Consider the following 14,756-nt stretch of genomic DNA (forward strand, 5'->3'; position numbering starts at 1 on the left):
ATTAAGTGCTTAAGCCCGCTATAACTGCTGCAGGAAAATCATGGACTGCATGAATTTAAAGGACATTGTATAGCTAGCGAATTCTTTCTTTATTTAATCCCTGCAAAAATAGAATCAACACGAATTATTTTAGTTTTCGTCTTATTCGTAAAGGAATTTTTGTCTTTAGCTCGAATAAATATATTTAAGTCATATAAATTACCTCCGAGCTGGGCAACCTACGATAAAGATTATGGTTTCCTAGCCGATAGGGTTCACCTGGAAACAGGTGTGCCTCCCGTGCGGAAAGGATGGTAAGGTGTATTTGTTATACCTTAAACCGCACCATGGTGCGGTTTTTTTAAATTTACTTCCGTTCTCCGATACATCATGCCTAAGGCTAGCTATGGTATTTTGTACGATAGGGTTAATCTGGAAACGGCTTAGCCTCCCTCTTTGGAAAGGAGAGCATTTACCCGCCTTCTATTAAGGGTTGGTTCGTGCTGCTTTTTTAAGGGGTATGAACCAACCCTTTTACTATTTTATTCAGGGTCGCGCCTGTTTCCCCCATAATAACTGGGGTCTTTTTTAAAAAAATGCCTGTTCAATAAGTTTCAGGCATTTTCATAAATATTTTGATACTTAATGGAGCGAGGATTACAAATCATATGGAAACAATTTGTCTTGACAATTGCGTTTATGTAACGGGTAATGCCCGAACCTCAGAGCGCTCCACCGTAGGAAATGTCACGGACGTTTTTGCCGTTGAGGTGGTAATAAACATCGAAACGGACCAGATTGTGGAGGCATCCTGTACCCTGGTAACGGAATTAGGCAGACAGTTTGTCCGAAACCTGTTGCTAGGTCACAACTTTATACTGGGGATAGAAAAAATTATCCAAGACATCGATTTATATTATCAGGCATTACCTAAAAAATCATTGATAGCCGCTTTAAAGGATGCCAACAATAAATATAAAAATTATAAAAAAAAGATTACCGAATAGGCAACAGAGCCTTGCGGATAATTTAAGTTAGTTTTTCCGTTCCGGACAAAAAGCCGCCACTATCCTTTTTGTCTGTAAAACGGCAAGAGCCTAACAACTAAAAACTATTATGGGTTTTTAGGGGTTGGGTTTTCCTCCAACCGGGTAACCCTACAGGAGGTGTTGTACTGCCAAGAAATATCCGGGAATCTAGTTTTGATCAGGCATAAGTACAATTATGGAGGGATAAAACTAATGAATCAAATCGGCTTATTTATTAATGGTGAATGGGTTACAACCAATCAAAAGGAAATGGTTTTGAACAAAGCAACCGGCGAACCGATCGCTGAAATATGTGTTGCCGGTCCCGCTGAAATTGATCAAGCAATTACCGCCGCTTCCGAAGCATATAAAAGGGAAAAAATTGCCCCTTACCGTCGTTATGAAATTTTGCACCGTGCCAGCCAATTAATGATGGAACGCCAAGAGGATCTGGCCCTGACCATCGCCCTGGAAGTTGGAAAAACCTTGAAGGAAGCGATGGGTGAAATTGCCCGGGCAGCACAAACTATTTTGATTTCTGCCGAGGAAAGCAAAAGAATCCAGGGTGAAGTTATCGCTATTAACGGTTCTCCTGGGAATGAAAACCGTAGTGCTTGGACCATGCGAGTACCCCTTGGGGTGGTTTGTGCCATTACTCCCTTTAACGTACCGGCAAACCTAACTTGCCACAAAATAGGACCGGCTCTTGCTGCCGGCAATGCTGTTGTTTACAAACCAGCCAGTACCACTCCCATCATTGGAGCAAAACTCTGTGAAATATTTGCTGACGCAGGTTTGCCCGCAGGATATTTAAACATGGTTATGGGACCGGGTTCTGTGGTGGGTGAGGCTTTAGCTAAGGATGAAAGAATTTCCTTCTACAGCTTTACCGGAAGTGCTGCTGTGGGTATGAGATTAAAGAACTCCGTAGGTTTTAGGAGGGTTTCCCTCGAATTAGGTTCGAACTCCCCAACCATTGTCCATCGTGATGCCGATGTCGCCAAGGCTGCAGAAGCTTGCACCAGGGCCGCCTTTGCGAATGCTGGTCAGCTTTGTATTTCAGTCCAAAGGGTTTATGTACACAAGGATGTTTATGAAGAGTTTTGTGAAAAGGCCATTTCACTAACAAAAACCTTAAAGCTGGATAACCCTCTGCTCCCCACCACGGATGTTGGTCCCATGATCAGCGAAAAGGAAGCGATTCGGGCAGAAGAGTGGATTAAGGAAGCAGTGGCAGAAGGGGCTGAAGTACTGGTAGGTGGTCATCGCAACGGGCCCTTCCTGGCACCCACAATTTTAACCAAGGTTCAACCCCAAATGAAATGTAGTTGCCATGAGGTTTTTGCACCCGTATTTAGCATCGTATCCTACGAAAACATCGATGAAGCCTTTCGATTGGCCAATGATTCCGATTATGGACTGCAGGCTGGTATTTTTACCAACTCCCTTGATTTGGCCATGCGTGCTGCCGCAGAACTGGAAGCAGGTGGCGTAATTATCAATGATGTCTCCACCTTCCGGGCAGATATGATGCCCTATGGAGGTTGGAAACAAAGTGGTATTGGTAAAGAAGGCCCCCGTTATGTCATTGAAGAAATGACAGAAGAAAAGATTATTGTTTTTAATAATTAAATAACTTTAGGTATAGGCAATCTGCGGCCCCGCCGTGGGTTGCCTATTTATATGCTCCTCCCAGCAATAAGAAAAGATAAGGCTCACGCCAGCCTATAGCGTGAGCCTTAGCTTTTCTTATTGCTATCATCCTTAAAATCTTATACTTTCTGCCCTGATAGTATAAAAAAAACTCGGCTGAGCCGAGTAATAAAAAAGCGGGGTATGCTTTTACACAAAAAAGATTATACGACATTACTCGACTTATGTCGAGTGTTTTTCGTCATTTTTTTCTATTCTAGCCAATAAAGTACCCAGCCTTTCCCCGGGTTGACCCTCCCTATGCAGCAAATCAATGGTTTGCTGCAGCCACTGTAATACGCCCTGTTCATCAGTTAGGGAGCAAACTTCCTGGGCCAATTGCGGCCTGCGTCCCAATTTGCCACCCCGTAGGACCCTGTAGCCAATGTTGCCTGTGGCAATGGCACCAGTGGGACAACTTTGAGCACATTTACCACAATTTAAACACAATGAACGATCAATATGAGGACCTTGTTCAGCCAAGCTAATCGCTTGATCCGGGCAAGCAGCAACGCATCGGCCACAGTCTGTGCAGCCCTCGCCTACCACGGGTACTGCCTGCCCCTGCAGGGCAAAATCTTTAATCTGTGGTTGACTGCAGGAGTTTGGACAACCCGCAATGGCCACACGAAAAATATGGTGCGGCATGGCTCTGGTACTGCCAAGACGAGCCAACTGTTTATTGGTAAAGTCTGTTTGCTCAAAAAATTCTTTAAAAACAGACTCCATACGGTCCAAATCGATAATTGCACGGTGACAGTTACGGCATCTCGTGATTTGGTACATATTCGTATCGGCCTGACCACGGTTATTTTCTTTATGTTGCATGTTTAACCTCTTTTCCTTCGCCTAGCGAATAATGGCCATAATAAACAAGATCGAAATGCCTAGAAATAAGTTGACTGCTGAAAACCAAATAAATCGATTCTGCATCCCAGTAAAACCAGGCGTCGGCTGCTCGCCGGGCCTTTGGGGTGCCTCGGCCGGAATGCGCCTGGCATAGTTTAAACTAACAATGGCCGTAAGAAAGACCATGATTAGGAACAGGCTGATCTTTAGAAGCATTAGCTTACCATAGCTGGTCATGACAAACAAGTCAAACATATAAAAACGTCCATAGATGCGATAAGTACCAGTTACAGCTAACACCGCAATACTGGCCCAGGCCCAATTTTTAAAACGCTCAATGCCCATCAGACGCAAAAATTGCGGTGGTATCCCTTTCGCTCCCACCGCCGGTGTCAGGACTATCATCATGAAAATCATACTGCCAATCCATGTAGTAAAGGCCAGATCATGAAAGAATCTGGCTATTTGTGTTAAGGTAAGCATTATTTTAGGCCCCTTACTTTACGGCTTTATTAAGTTCTTGCAGCAGTGCCTGCACATCCAAGCCATGCAGCATCGCCCCCTTTTCCAGGGACTCCAGTTGGGCAGTGGGACAGCTCAGGCAGCCCATGCCATACCGCTGAAATACTTCTACCGTTTGAGGAAATTCCTTTACGATGTATCCCATGGTCATGTCGCTGGTAATCTTAGACATTCATCATTCCTCCTAAATACTTATAGTTTGCTCAATTTATGGCTGATTATCCAATTATGCAAGTCTCCCGGTCAGAAGCTTCTGCGTTGCCTTTGATCTTGTGATCATGATACTCCTTTTATTCTTAACACTCCGTGAGAAATATAACCAACTCCCTGTGATATGACTCACAGGTTAAAAAAATAGGGTTAGCAACACTCCCTTTTCTCCTTGTCTATCGGTAGAAAAACCTGAACGAGCGTGCCTTCGTTTATTTTACTTTCTACCTGAATGGTACCACCGTGCTTATCAATGATCCACTTGGCTATGGCTAAGCCTAAGCCACTGCCACCGGTTTGTTTGGTCCTGGATTTATCAGAGCGATAAAATCGATTAAATATATGTGGCAGGTCATTTTCGGGGATACCTAAGCCGGTATCTTCAATTGAAATCACCACCTTGGATTTTTGGGAAAGGCAATTTATCATGATTTTTCCGGTCTCGGGCGTGTACTTGATACTATTATCAACAAAAATACGCAGTGCTTCCTTGATCAATTTGCGGTCGGCATAAAATAGAGTATCCTGGCAGTTGCTCAAGTTGATAATTTCATGGCAATGATCCATTAGCCTTGTTTCTTTGATAACTTCATCAATAAGGTCATTGAGCGGGAATTGTTTTTTATCGATCTTCTGATAATTCTTATCACCTCTGGCTAAAAACAAGAGCTTTTCCACCAGCTCCTTCATATCCTCTGCCTCGGTTTTCATTGCTGCAATGGATTCATCCAGGATGGATGGGTCATTTTTACCCCACCGATCTAACAAATTCGCATAACCTTGAATGACAGCAATGGGCGTTCTAAGCTCATGGGAAGCATCCGAAACAAACTGATTTTGCTGTTCGTAGGAGGACTGTATGCGATCCAGCATACCATTGAAGGTTGCTGCCAATTCCTTTAATTCATCATGGGAACCGGAAACATCCAGCCTGGTATCTAACTCATTAATGGTAATGTTTTTTACGGTTCGTGTCATCGTTGCCACTGGCTTAAGCATTTTTTTGCTTTTGTGCCAGCCAATGATCATCACGAAGCTGACCGCTATAAGGGTTAGACCAAAAAGGATAACGGCCAATAAAATTACACTGGAAATCTCCTTAGCTAAATAATTAGTAATTTGAATATAGCCCTGCTGTGAACCCCAGGACATCGCATAGCTGGAAACCAGGGCTAAGCCCGAAGTACTGAGTGTATCGTTGTAAGAACCACTGAAATTGGTCTGAATACTGGTCAGGAAATAATTCCCCCAATGCATCTTGTTTTTTTCTTTATTCAGGAAAACCGGTTCTTTATTTTCTGCCGTGCTATATAGGACTTTCTGGTCCTCGTCAAATAGGGTTATTTCCGCCCGACTAAGTTTAGCCAAATTGGCAATGTTTCCAGCGGGAATTTCATCGCTTTCTCTTAGGTAAGCGGCAACAATTTGCTGATCCTTCTTTATATTTTCGGCAACATTGACCCCTAGATAAGCAATGGCTGTGATACAAATAGCTGTATTCATTACCAGCAGCAGCAAAGAAAATATCACCGCATATACCGTGGTGATTTTGAAAGTAATGGAGAATCTTAGCCTCTTAACCAACCATTTATAAAGTTTACCAAGTACCATCGGGAGGATTTTTAAAATTTCTAAGCATAATCGCAACATAAACGTTACGATTTGAATCATTATTTTTAAAAACGGTCGTTCATGCTTCATCTTTTAAGAGATACCCCACCCCTCGAACCGTATGAATAAACTTGATATTCAATCGGTCGTCAATTTTGCTTCTCAGGTATCGGATATAGACATCCACAACGTTTGTATCTCCCACATAATCATAGCCCCATACCGCTTCCAGAATTTTATCCCTGGTAAGCACAATGTTTTTATTTTTCAAAAGGTATTTGAGTAATTCAAACTCCCTCTTCGTTAGGTCAATGGGTTCGTTTTTAAACGTTAGCAAATATTTTGCTACGTCTAACTTTAGGTCGTGAACCTGTAAAACTTTATCCGGTTCAGCATGGGCCTTTCTTTTTAAGGCTACCCGGATTCTGGCTAAAAGCTCCTCAATGGCAAAGGGCTTCGTTACATAATCATCTGCACCCATGTCCAACCCCATGACCTTATCCATGGTTTCGTCTTTGGCTGTCAGCATGATCACAGGAATGTCCGAGTTTTTTCTAATTCTCCTTAATACCTCCAGACCATTTACGGAAGGGAGCATAATATCTAAAATGATTAAATCAAAATCCTCTTCTAATGCCTTTTCTAAGCCGGTTCTGCCATCATGGGCCTTTACTACCTCATAGCCTTCATGGGTTAACTCTAACTCTAAAAACCTTGCTATTTTTACTTCGTCCTCAACCAATAGAATTTTTTGTCCGTCCATTAATTTTCCTCCAAAAATATATACTTAAAATAATTATAACCCTTCAAGCAGCAAGGGATTATGAAAAAATAACCTACACTTTTTAATGTAGGTTATTTTTCATGGGTATTTTATTAAGCTGTGGTGTTTAGATCTTCCTCGGTTAATTTCTTTTTCGCCGAATCCACCGCGTTGGATATTTTATTGAGGGTTTGGTTAACCTTGATATCTTCCCCGCCTTTCCCCTTAAACCTCATTCGATGACCTGTGACCAGTGCCAGTAGGAGAACTGGGATCACAATATAGGAAGCAAACACCGTTAGGATAATCGAAAGGGTCACAGACAGATCAAGTACCGTACGATCCTTTTTCTTTATCACAAACCTTGTATTGTTTGCTTTATGAAAAAGACTCTTCATTTTAGAAGAGCAGTCATGCTCTTTTTCCGGTTTAATTCGATTCTCCTTTTCAAGATAAATTAATGCTTCCAGTAAATCACCGTTGCAGTGTTCCAGGGCTTGCTTGGCATCCCCATAGCTTACATTGGCCCTTCTCTTTAATTCATCAATATGGTCTAAGTTAAATGTCATTTTGAATCCCTCCATTTAGAATTTATCTTATCGTTATTATAGGACAGGTTAACTAGAGGATAATTAGTAGAAGATTAGAATTTGATTAGAAATGAAGTTAACAGACATCCTTTCGAAAGCAAGAAGTCCCTGTGTTATAAAAAAGGGACTGTTACACCAAGAACCACTGGGTTCATCGCGTAACAGCCCTGCGTGTAGGTTATCCCTCAATTTTTCAAAGATGGTCCGTCCTGTTATAGCATTTCCTTCGACACCATGCTCAATTTTTCAGACATTTTGGCATTGTTCTCAATTGCTTTGGCAATATATTGGGATGCTTCGGATTGACCTTCACTTATTTCACTGGTTTTTCCAATGTATTCCATTAAATTACCCGTGTTATCGTGTATTTCCTTGACGATATTGGCAATGTCCTTAACGGAAACCGCACTTCTGTCAGAGAGTTTTCTTATTTCATCGGCAACAACATGAAAACCCCGACCGGCTTCACCGGCCCTTGCTGCCTCTATGGCAGCATTTAAACCCAATAGTTTGGTCTGTCCTGCAATATCTCGAATGAATTTTAGTATTTCATCGGTCCTATGCAGCCGATTTTGAGTTTCTTGCGCCACATTGGTTAACTGAACCAGCATGGCTGTAAGCTCTTGGGACGCTGCGGACATCTCCTCTATGCTGCTGCTAATCTCCTCCGTTGATGCGGCCAGGGTTTCGGAAATGCTCGCCACCTCTTCCTGCATAGAAATATCAAAGCCCACCCCAATGGCGCCAATGATCTGACCATCTTCAATAATTGGCAGGGCCACGGCTTTAAAAGGATAGCCAAACACTTCCTTGGGAACCATGGTTTCATTCCTTTGACCGGTTGCCAAAGCAGCGGCTATGCCATCCCCTTGAGCAATTTTATCTCCCGGTTTTACCTTGACATCAATCCTTTTACCCGGTAGATACTTGATAAACTTTTCCTGGTCAGTTAAAGCAATCATGCAATCCATTGGGAAAATACCCCTAATAAGCTCCAGAACCTCACCCAATACTTCTATTTTTTGTAAACTCATCGGTTGTCCCTCCAGGTTAAAAATCTCCTCAATTAAAAAACCTTCCAAAAAAGACCTATACATACTTTTATATTCAACACATACTCAAAATCTCCTGTAATTTGGGGTTTATATACAATTACAGTATAAAACGAATATTTTTTGGAAGATTATCTGTTAACTTCCATAAAAGGTGAAAACATGAAACTACGTAAGTTTTTATCAAAGGCTCTGGGCTATGACGGGCCTCCAACCGATCGTAAATTTATCCTAGAGGAAACAAAAGAAGAAAAGTTCCTGGCTGCCGATGGTGACATCAAGGGGGACACTGTCAATGCTGCACACCCCCGGTGTCCGTTGAAAAAGCCTAAAAAACCCGGCCAGAATGAACAAACCGCCAATGAACAAGATACAGGGGAATTACGACACACTCTTTCCGAAAACATTTTGTATTTGGAAGAGAAATTTCATCTGCCTAAAAATAAGGATGTTGTTTTTCGTTCCTTTACCATTAGTACCGTTCCAGAGGTAAGTGCTGTCCTGCTATATTTAGAAAACATGGTGGATAAACAAGCCATTAACCATTCCATTTTACAACCTCTCATGCTGCTTAGTCATCTGAACCCGAACCAAGGTGCCAACTTAGCCACCTACCAAAGGATCTTGCAAAGCTATTTGCCCAGCAATCATGTTCGAAAGCTAACGATCTACGATGAAGTTATAACAGAAGTTACTGGCGGGGCCACCGTGATCCTTTTTGATGGCTGCTCCTATGGTTTAGCTGCCGAAACCAGAGGTTTTGCCTTTCGCAATATCGAAGCGGCCAGAACAGAGCAGGTTGTCCAAGGCCCCCAGGAAGGTTTTAACGAAAATATCCAGGACAACACCTCGCTAATCAGAAAACACCTGCGGACGGAGCAACTAATAACCGAATATGAAAAGGTGGGAGTGCGTAACAAAACCAATGTTGCCATTATGTATCTCGAGGATCTGGCCAACACAAGTTTAGTGAAAGAGGTTAAAAGCCGTGTTACCGGCATTAATGCCGATTACCTGCCAGAAAGCGGTACGTTGGAAGAGTTTATCGAGGATCATACCTTTTCCCTGATCCCTCAGATTATTAAGACCGAGCGGCCAGACCGGGTGGCTTCCATGTTGATTGAGGGGAAGGTGGCCATTGTGGTGGATAACGACCCCTTTGTCATGCTTGTGCCCACAACCCTTTGGGACTTGCTGCACAGTCCCGAGGATCATTACGTGCGCTTTCCCTATGGCTTTTGGTTAAGATTTATCCGTCTGGCGGCAGCCCTTTTAACCGTACTCTTACCTGCCTTATATGTGGCGGTGGCCACCTTTCACCAGGAAATGATTCCAACGGATTTGCTCTTGTCCATCGCTGCTGCCAAGGAGCGGGTACCCTTTCCCACCATTGTGGAGGTTCTCCTAATGGAATTCTCCTTTGAATTAATTCGGGAGGCAGGGGTTCGGGTGCCGGGAATTATCGGACCCACTGTGGGCATTGTGGGAACTCTAATTCTTGGTCAGGCTGCTGTGGCAGCCTCCCTGGTCAGCCCTATCCTCATCATCGTAGTGGCCGTAACCGGGTTATCCTCCTATGCCATACCCAGTTATTCTGCTGGTTTTGGCCTTCGCTTTATGCGGTTTATTTTTATCTTCCTGGCGGCAACCCTAGGCTTTTTTGGCATTTCCACAGGGTTATTTATCGTTTTTTGTCTTTTACTGAGCATGAATTCCTTTGGGGTCCCCTTTCTGGCCCCGGTGGCTCCAAAGACTGTCCGCAGTGCTGACATCTTGATACGTTACCCGGTATGGAGTCAAGAGCAGCGGCCAGATTACTTACAAACGAAGGATAGGCAGCGTCAGGTCAACAAAAGTCGTCGTTGGCTAACGAAAAGCCCCGACCAAAGGAAGGATGGTGGATCTGCTGGTGCAGGAAAACAAAATCGGAGAGACTGAGGCCATTGTTTTACTAACCACCATCATGACCGGCAAAATCTTTCTAACCTTTCCGAATACCATGGTCGGTTATGGCGGTAATGCCAGTTGGCTGATTATTCTGTTCTCTGGCTGCCTGGCATTGATTTTGTTTTCCTTTATTCTGCGGTTTCTCAACAAGTTTGGAGGGAATAGTTTTCCAGAGAGTGCAGAAAATATCGCCGGTCCCTATCTAGGCACGATGATTGTGTTAGCCGTGCTGCTGCCCTGGCTAATTGATGTGGCCATGACTCTGCGCAAATTTTCAGAAATGATGGTGATTATCGCCTTACCCGAGACTCCCATTAGTGTAATGGTGATTACCTTTATCGTTGCCTCTGCTATTGTTGCTTATTTAGGAGTGAACACCATCTCCAGGGCTGCTTATCTATCCTTCCCTCTTTCTTTGGGAGCGGTATTATTTATCATCATTTTAACCTACCCGGCTTGGAATTTAGATTGGCTCTTTCCCCTATTGGGTAAAGGGCTTGATCCTATTCTCCGGTATGGCATCTTGCGTAGTTCCGACTATGGAGAATTAAATCTTTTATATGCTATTCCTCTAATTTTTTATTCCCAACAAATCAAAAGGATCGGTTATAAAAGTATTGTTCTGACCATGCTCATCTTTTTAGTGGTAATTATCACCTATCTGCTAACTTTTCCGGCTGTGGTGGGGGAAGAACCCTATTTGCCTTTGTATATGATGGCCCGTGGTGTATATTTGGGCCGATTTCTCCAAAGGATTGAGGCCGTTTTCGTGCTTTTTTGGGTTATTAATGGCTACCTCTGGATTTCCATCGGCATCTATGGTTTCTGCAAGATTCTTTGTGATCTATTAAGACTACCGGATTATCGGCCCTTAATTTTACCAACAGCCATTTTGATCCTTGCCATTTCCTTTATTCCTGCCAGTTTGCCCGATGTTGTATTGTTTTCTATTTATACTTACCGGGAATACAGTTTTATCCTTATCTTTGGTATTCCCGCCCTTCTTTTACTGATCGCCCACCTGCGGGGGAAAGGGGTTCCGGCAGAAAATGAAGCAAAATAAAAGATGGCTAGCCCCACTGGCACTTTTTTGTCTCCTTTTGCTGTTTTCCGGTTGCGGCAGTCATTATGAACCAGATGCCTTATCCTATGTGCTGCTGATTGGCATTGATGAGGGCACGCAGAATAACCTGCGGATCTCCTTTATGATTGCCAACCCTAAGGAGCTAGCAGGTGGCAGTGGTGCCCAGAACAGTACCGGAGGTGGTGATGAAGTCAAGGGTACCGCTTCTCCGGTGGCCACGGTGGAATCTCCCAGTCTGTATGCCGCCATGAATATGGTAAACACCTTTGTGGGGCGAAAAATTTCCCTAATGCATGCCAAGGGTATTATCTTTTCCGAGAAAATGGCCCGGAACGGTTCCATGGCAATCTTTATCCCAGCTTTAACCCAGTATCGGGAAACCAGGGGGACCGCATTTCTGGCGGTATCAAAAGATAAACCTGAAAAAATATTACATGAGATGAAGCCACTGTTAGAGGCAAATCCTGCTAAGTATATTGAACTCTTGGCAGCCACTAGCCAATATACCGGATTTATTCCTTCGATTCAGTTGCAAGAGTTTTATAATGAGTCAAAGGTAGAGGGCATCGCACCGGTTTCTATTTTGTTTGCCAGTTCTAAGAATAAACCATCGGAGGACGGTAAGGGAAGTCTTCGCCGGGAAGGGGCCTATGTTGCCGGACAGATGGCGAAAAGGGGTGGTGTAGCCCTGGAAGCCATGGGTGCAGCGGCTTTTAGAGACGGTAAGATGGTGGGGGAACTAAACGGGGATGAAACCACCCTGCAGGCTATGCTGCGGGGTAAATTTAAACGGGGGATCTTTTCCATGGAAGATCCCCTGAAACCCAAAAACATTCTTTCGATGGACGTCGTGTCGGCCAGAAAGCCCAAAATTAAAGTCCGTTTAACCAATCAGGGGGCTGTCATTGATGCCAAAATCAGTTTGGAGGGCAACCTTCTTGGGGCTACCAGCACCATTGATTATGCTTTACCCAAGTACCGGCCTATCCTGGAAAAGGACTTTTCAGATATGATAAAAAAACAGGCAGAGGATTTGATAATTAAGACCCAGCAGGAATACAAAGCAGATATTCTGGGCTTTGGCACCAAAGCCAGGCACTTGGTATTAACCCAAAAGCAATGGCAGGAATTAAAGTGGCGGGACCTTTATGAACAGGCTGAGGTAAATATTGAAGTGGACTATAAACTTAGGCGAACCGGCAACTTGTTTCGTATCATGCCCCTGCTTAAACCCGAACAAGGCATTGATGAAGGAGATAACCCGCAATGATTACGATTATTCTTGGTTTATTGATCTTGCTCGTGGCTACAATTAAATTGGTAAATTATGCCCGTTGGTCCGGTAAACAAGGGAACCTAAGGGGTGCCCTGGGCCTTTACCTGCTGGCTATACTCACAATCGGAACCCCAGTGGGAGTATATGTGTTAAATATGCTAAGATAAAAGAGGCTACCTGGAAAATGTGTTGCAAATGGAAAAGACCCTGGCTCAAATTGAGCCAGGGTCCCTTCCTAAAGTGATTCGTCTTTAAGCCTCATAAAAACCATAACCTTTACCAAAGAACAGCAGAATCAGGATTAAGAACAAAATAAAGGAATAATTGTTACCAGAACCTCCACACATATTAAATCCTCCTTCCTCATTAGAGTTACCCCATAATATGGAAGGCGGTCAGAAAATGTTACATTGATATTTAAGCTTTTAGCTGGTAATAATTTGGTTGCCGGGAAGCTCTATACCAGAAGTAAATAATCGCAGCCATCGTTAAGGGAAGCAGGGTTGTGAAAAACATAATCTGAAAACCTGTAATGGCTGCTACATAGCCCCAGATAATGGTTCCTAAACCAATTCCCAGGTCAAAGGCAGCAAAGAAGGTACCCGTGGCAGCACCCCTACGGTGGGCCGGTACAAAACGCACGGCTAAAGCCTGTAAAGTGGGAATGCAAAATCCAAAACCAAGGCCAAAGACTGCGCCAGCAATAAGGAAACCTACGATGGTGTGAGAAAAACCAATGGCTGTTATCGCGATAAACAGGGCCAGATGGCCAATCAATAACACCCTATCGGTGCCACCCCTATCGGTCCAGCGACCGGATATAGGTCGGGAAATGAGCATGGTTATGGCATTGGCCGTAAAAAACAAGCCAATATTGGCAATGCCACATTCAGCCGCATATAAGGTAATAAAAGAAATCACTGCCCCGTAAACAACGGCCAAAAAAAATATCACGCCTGCTGCTGGCAGTGCGTTCTTCTCCAGTAGACTAGCCCAGATGCCGCTAAAGGAGTGAACCAAAGCATTGCCGGGAGCATTCATATCTTTCACAGGCACACTGCAGAAAAAGGACAACAGGGCCAACAGGCATACGGCTAGAATCAACAGTGAATAACCTGATTTACCCACCAACCACAGACCGACTAAAGGGGCCAGGGCCATTGAAAGAGATGAGGTTAACCCAAAATAGCCCATTCCCTCACCTAAACGAGCGGTGGGCAAACTATCCGCCACGATGGTGCCAATGGCTGTGCTGACCACTCCGAAGGCTAAACCGTGAAAGGCACGTACCACCATCAGCAGGGAAACAGTCGAAGCAAGTTTATAAAGGACAGAGGAGACCAGTACCATCGACATCCCCAGGATTAAAATTTTTTTACGGCCATAGTAATCCACTAACCAACCAGAGATGGGACGAATGAACGTAGCACTAATGGTATAGGCACCCATCACATAGCCCACAGCCCTTTGATCTCCACCAATCTCCAATAGATACAAAGGTAGTGTGGGGAGAAGTACATGCATACTCATAAATAAGGTCAAGTTGGCCATGCAGAGTAAAATGAAATTTCTAGTCCAAATGGAAACTGTTTGCCCCACTGCCAACTTACCCGAGGCCTGTTGGACCGTTGCCAAATCTTCTTTCAAAACGAAGCCCTCCAATATTAATAAGCTGTACGGAGGTACAGCTTCCACAAAAATCGGCCTTTTTTAATCTACCTAAGTAAATGTTATAACAAAAATAGCAATCTGTGAAGTGGCATATTATACTTGGCAAGCCGTGTCCTTAATTGAATTTTAAGGGGTTGTTCGCTAGAACCATTTGGTTCATAGCAACAACCCCTTTTTGGGAGTTACGACATTTTAGAAATATTATCGGCAGTAGCTTTATTGGAGCCCTTAGGAATAAAGGACTTACAGCAGGTTTCCATGCATGTTCCAGCGGATTCGGGGGTTAGCTGAGTTGCCATGCTAGCATCTACCTTATCGGGTTGGGAAGCACCAAATTTATCCGTGGCCACCAATATCTCATTGGCATGACACTTGTTCCCTTGGTTCCAGTAGTGACAATCACTAACAATACAATGGATGTGCTGATTCAAAGTAAATCCCTCCTTTTAATTTAATACGATTCTCGGCTTATTTTGTACAAA

15 protein-coding genes and 2 riboswitches are annotated in these 14,756 nt (G+C 43.7%); of the genes, 6 read left to right on the forward strand and 9 right to left on the reverse strand.

Annotated elements, in window-relative coordinates; genetic code table 11:
• Positions 1 to 190: 190 nt before the first annotated feature.
• Positions 191 to 309: riboswitch (molybdenum cofactor riboswitch) on the forward strand.
• A gap of 36 nt (positions 310 to 345) precedes the next feature.
• A riboswitch (molybdenum cofactor riboswitch) is annotated at positions 346 to 462 on the forward strand.
• 185 nt (positions 463 to 647) lie between these two features.
• Both V6C11_RS09665 and V6C11_RS09670 read left to right on the forward strand, forming a co-directional pair.
• Positions 648 to 986: a DUF3870 domain-containing protein gene (locus V6C11_RS09665; RefSeq protein ID WP_333530951.1), complete on the forward strand. Its 339-nt coding sequence runs from the start codon at positions 648 to 650 to the stop codon at positions 984 to 986.
• 234 nt (positions 987 to 1,220) lie between these two features.
• On the forward strand, positions 1,221 to 2,639 hold the full coding sequence (locus V6C11_RS09670) for an aldehyde dehydrogenase family protein (protein ID WP_333530952.1): 1,419 nt from the start codon (positions 1,221 to 1,223) through the stop codon (positions 2,637 to 2,639).
• Positions 2,640 to 2,882: 243 nt separating this feature from the next.
• Here V6C11_RS09670 and V6C11_RS09675 read toward each other — a convergent pair whose 3' ends face one another.
• The 7 genes from V6C11_RS09675 to V6C11_RS09705 form a co-directional block, all read right to left on the reverse strand.
• Complete coding sequence (locus tag V6C11_RS09675; protein WP_333530953.1) at positions 2,883 to 3,527, reverse strand: 4Fe-4S binding protein; 645 nt, start codon at positions 3,525 to 3,527, stop codon at positions 2,883 to 2,885.
• 21 nt (positions 3,528 to 3,548) lie between these two features.
• Positions 3,549 to 4,031 carry a CopD family protein gene (locus tag V6C11_RS09680; RefSeq protein WP_333530954.1) on the reverse strand — a complete coding sequence of 161 codons (483 nt, stop codon included), beginning with the start codon at positions 4,029 to 4,031 and terminating at the stop codon, positions 3,549 to 3,551.
• A gap of 13 nt (positions 4,032 to 4,044) precedes the next feature.
• A complete protein-coding gene (locus tag V6C11_RS09685; RefSeq protein ID WP_333530955.1) occupies positions 4,045 to 4,242 on the reverse strand; it encodes a DUF1858 domain-containing protein in 198 nt (65 codons plus the stop codon).
• A gap of 188 nt (positions 4,243 to 4,430) precedes the next feature.
• Positions 4,431 to 5,981 (reverse strand): HAMP domain-containing sensor histidine kinase, encoded by a 1,551-nt coding sequence (locus V6C11_RS09690; RefSeq protein WP_333530956.1) that lies wholly within the window; start codon positions 5,979 to 5,981, stop codon positions 4,431 to 4,433.
• The gene (locus V6C11_RS09695; RefSeq protein WP_333530957.1) at positions 5,971 to 6,654 is read right to left on the reverse strand and encodes a response regulator transcription factor; all 684 of its coding nucleotides are present in this window, start codon (positions 6,652 to 6,654) and stop codon (positions 5,971 to 5,973) included. The genes V6C11_RS09690 and V6C11_RS09695 overlap by 11 nt, the downstream gene beginning before the upstream one ends.
• A gap of 113 nt (positions 6,655 to 6,767) precedes the next feature.
• Positions 6,768 to 7,223, reverse strand: coding sequence for a DUF4342 domain-containing protein (locus V6C11_RS09700; protein ID WP_333530958.1), 456 nt, complete (start codon positions 7,221 to 7,223; stop codon positions 6,768 to 6,770).
• A 233-nt stretch (positions 7,224 to 7,456) separates the two neighbouring features.
• Complete coding sequence (locus V6C11_RS09705) at positions 7,457 to 8,278, reverse strand: methyl-accepting chemotaxis protein (RefSeq protein ID WP_333530959.1); 822 nt, start codon at positions 8,276 to 8,278, stop codon at positions 7,457 to 7,459.
• Positions 8,279 to 8,458: 180 nt separating this feature from the next.
• Here V6C11_RS09705 and V6C11_RS09710 point away from each other — a divergent pair, with 180 nt between their 5' ends.
• Genes V6C11_RS09710 through V6C11_RS09725 form a run of 4 tightly spaced genes read left to right on the forward strand, consistent with a single transcriptional unit; the run spans position 8,459 to position 12,770 of the window.
• A complete protein-coding gene (locus V6C11_RS09710) occupies positions 8,459 to 10,234 on the forward strand; it encodes a spore germination protein (RefSeq protein ID WP_333530960.1) in 1,776 nt (591 codons plus the stop codon).
• Positions 10,206 to 11,306, forward strand: coding sequence for a GerAB/ArcD/ProY family transporter (locus tag V6C11_RS09715; protein WP_333530961.1), 1,101 nt, complete (start codon positions 10,206 to 10,208; stop codon positions 11,304 to 11,306). The genes V6C11_RS09710 and V6C11_RS09715 overlap by 29 nt, the downstream gene beginning before the upstream one ends.
• A complete protein-coding gene (locus tag V6C11_RS09720) occupies positions 11,293 to 12,597 on the forward strand; it encodes a Ger(x)C family spore germination protein (RefSeq protein WP_333530962.1) in 1,305 nt (434 codons plus the stop codon). Before V6C11_RS09715 ends, V6C11_RS09720 begins: the two co-directional genes overlap by 14 nt.
• On the forward strand, positions 12,594 to 12,770 hold the full coding sequence (locus V6C11_RS09725) for a hypothetical protein (RefSeq protein WP_333530963.1): 177 nt from the start codon (positions 12,594 to 12,596) through the stop codon (positions 12,768 to 12,770). The genes V6C11_RS09720 and V6C11_RS09725 overlap by 4 nt, the downstream gene beginning before the upstream one ends.
• A gap of 250 nt (positions 12,771 to 13,020) precedes the next feature.
• Here the strand turns inward: V6C11_RS09725 and V6C11_RS09730 are convergent, their stop codons facing one another.
• On the reverse strand, positions 13,021 to 14,250 hold the full coding sequence (locus V6C11_RS09730; protein ID WP_333530964.1) for an MFS transporter: 1,230 nt from the start codon (positions 14,248 to 14,250) through the stop codon (positions 13,021 to 13,023).
• Positions 14,251 to 14,456: 206 nt separating this feature from the next.
• Positions 14,457 to 14,705 (reverse strand): DUF1540 domain-containing protein, encoded by a 249-nt coding sequence (locus V6C11_RS09735; protein ID WP_333530965.1) that lies wholly within the window; start codon positions 14,703 to 14,705, stop codon positions 14,457 to 14,459.
• Positions 14,706 to 14,756: the final 51 nt, after the last annotated feature.

Source organism: Desulfotomaculum sp. 1211_IL3151 (genome assembly GCF_036763075.1).
Taxonomy (GTDB): Bacteria; Bacillota; Desulfotomaculia; order Desulfotomaculales; family Desulfotomaculaceae; genus Desulfotomaculum.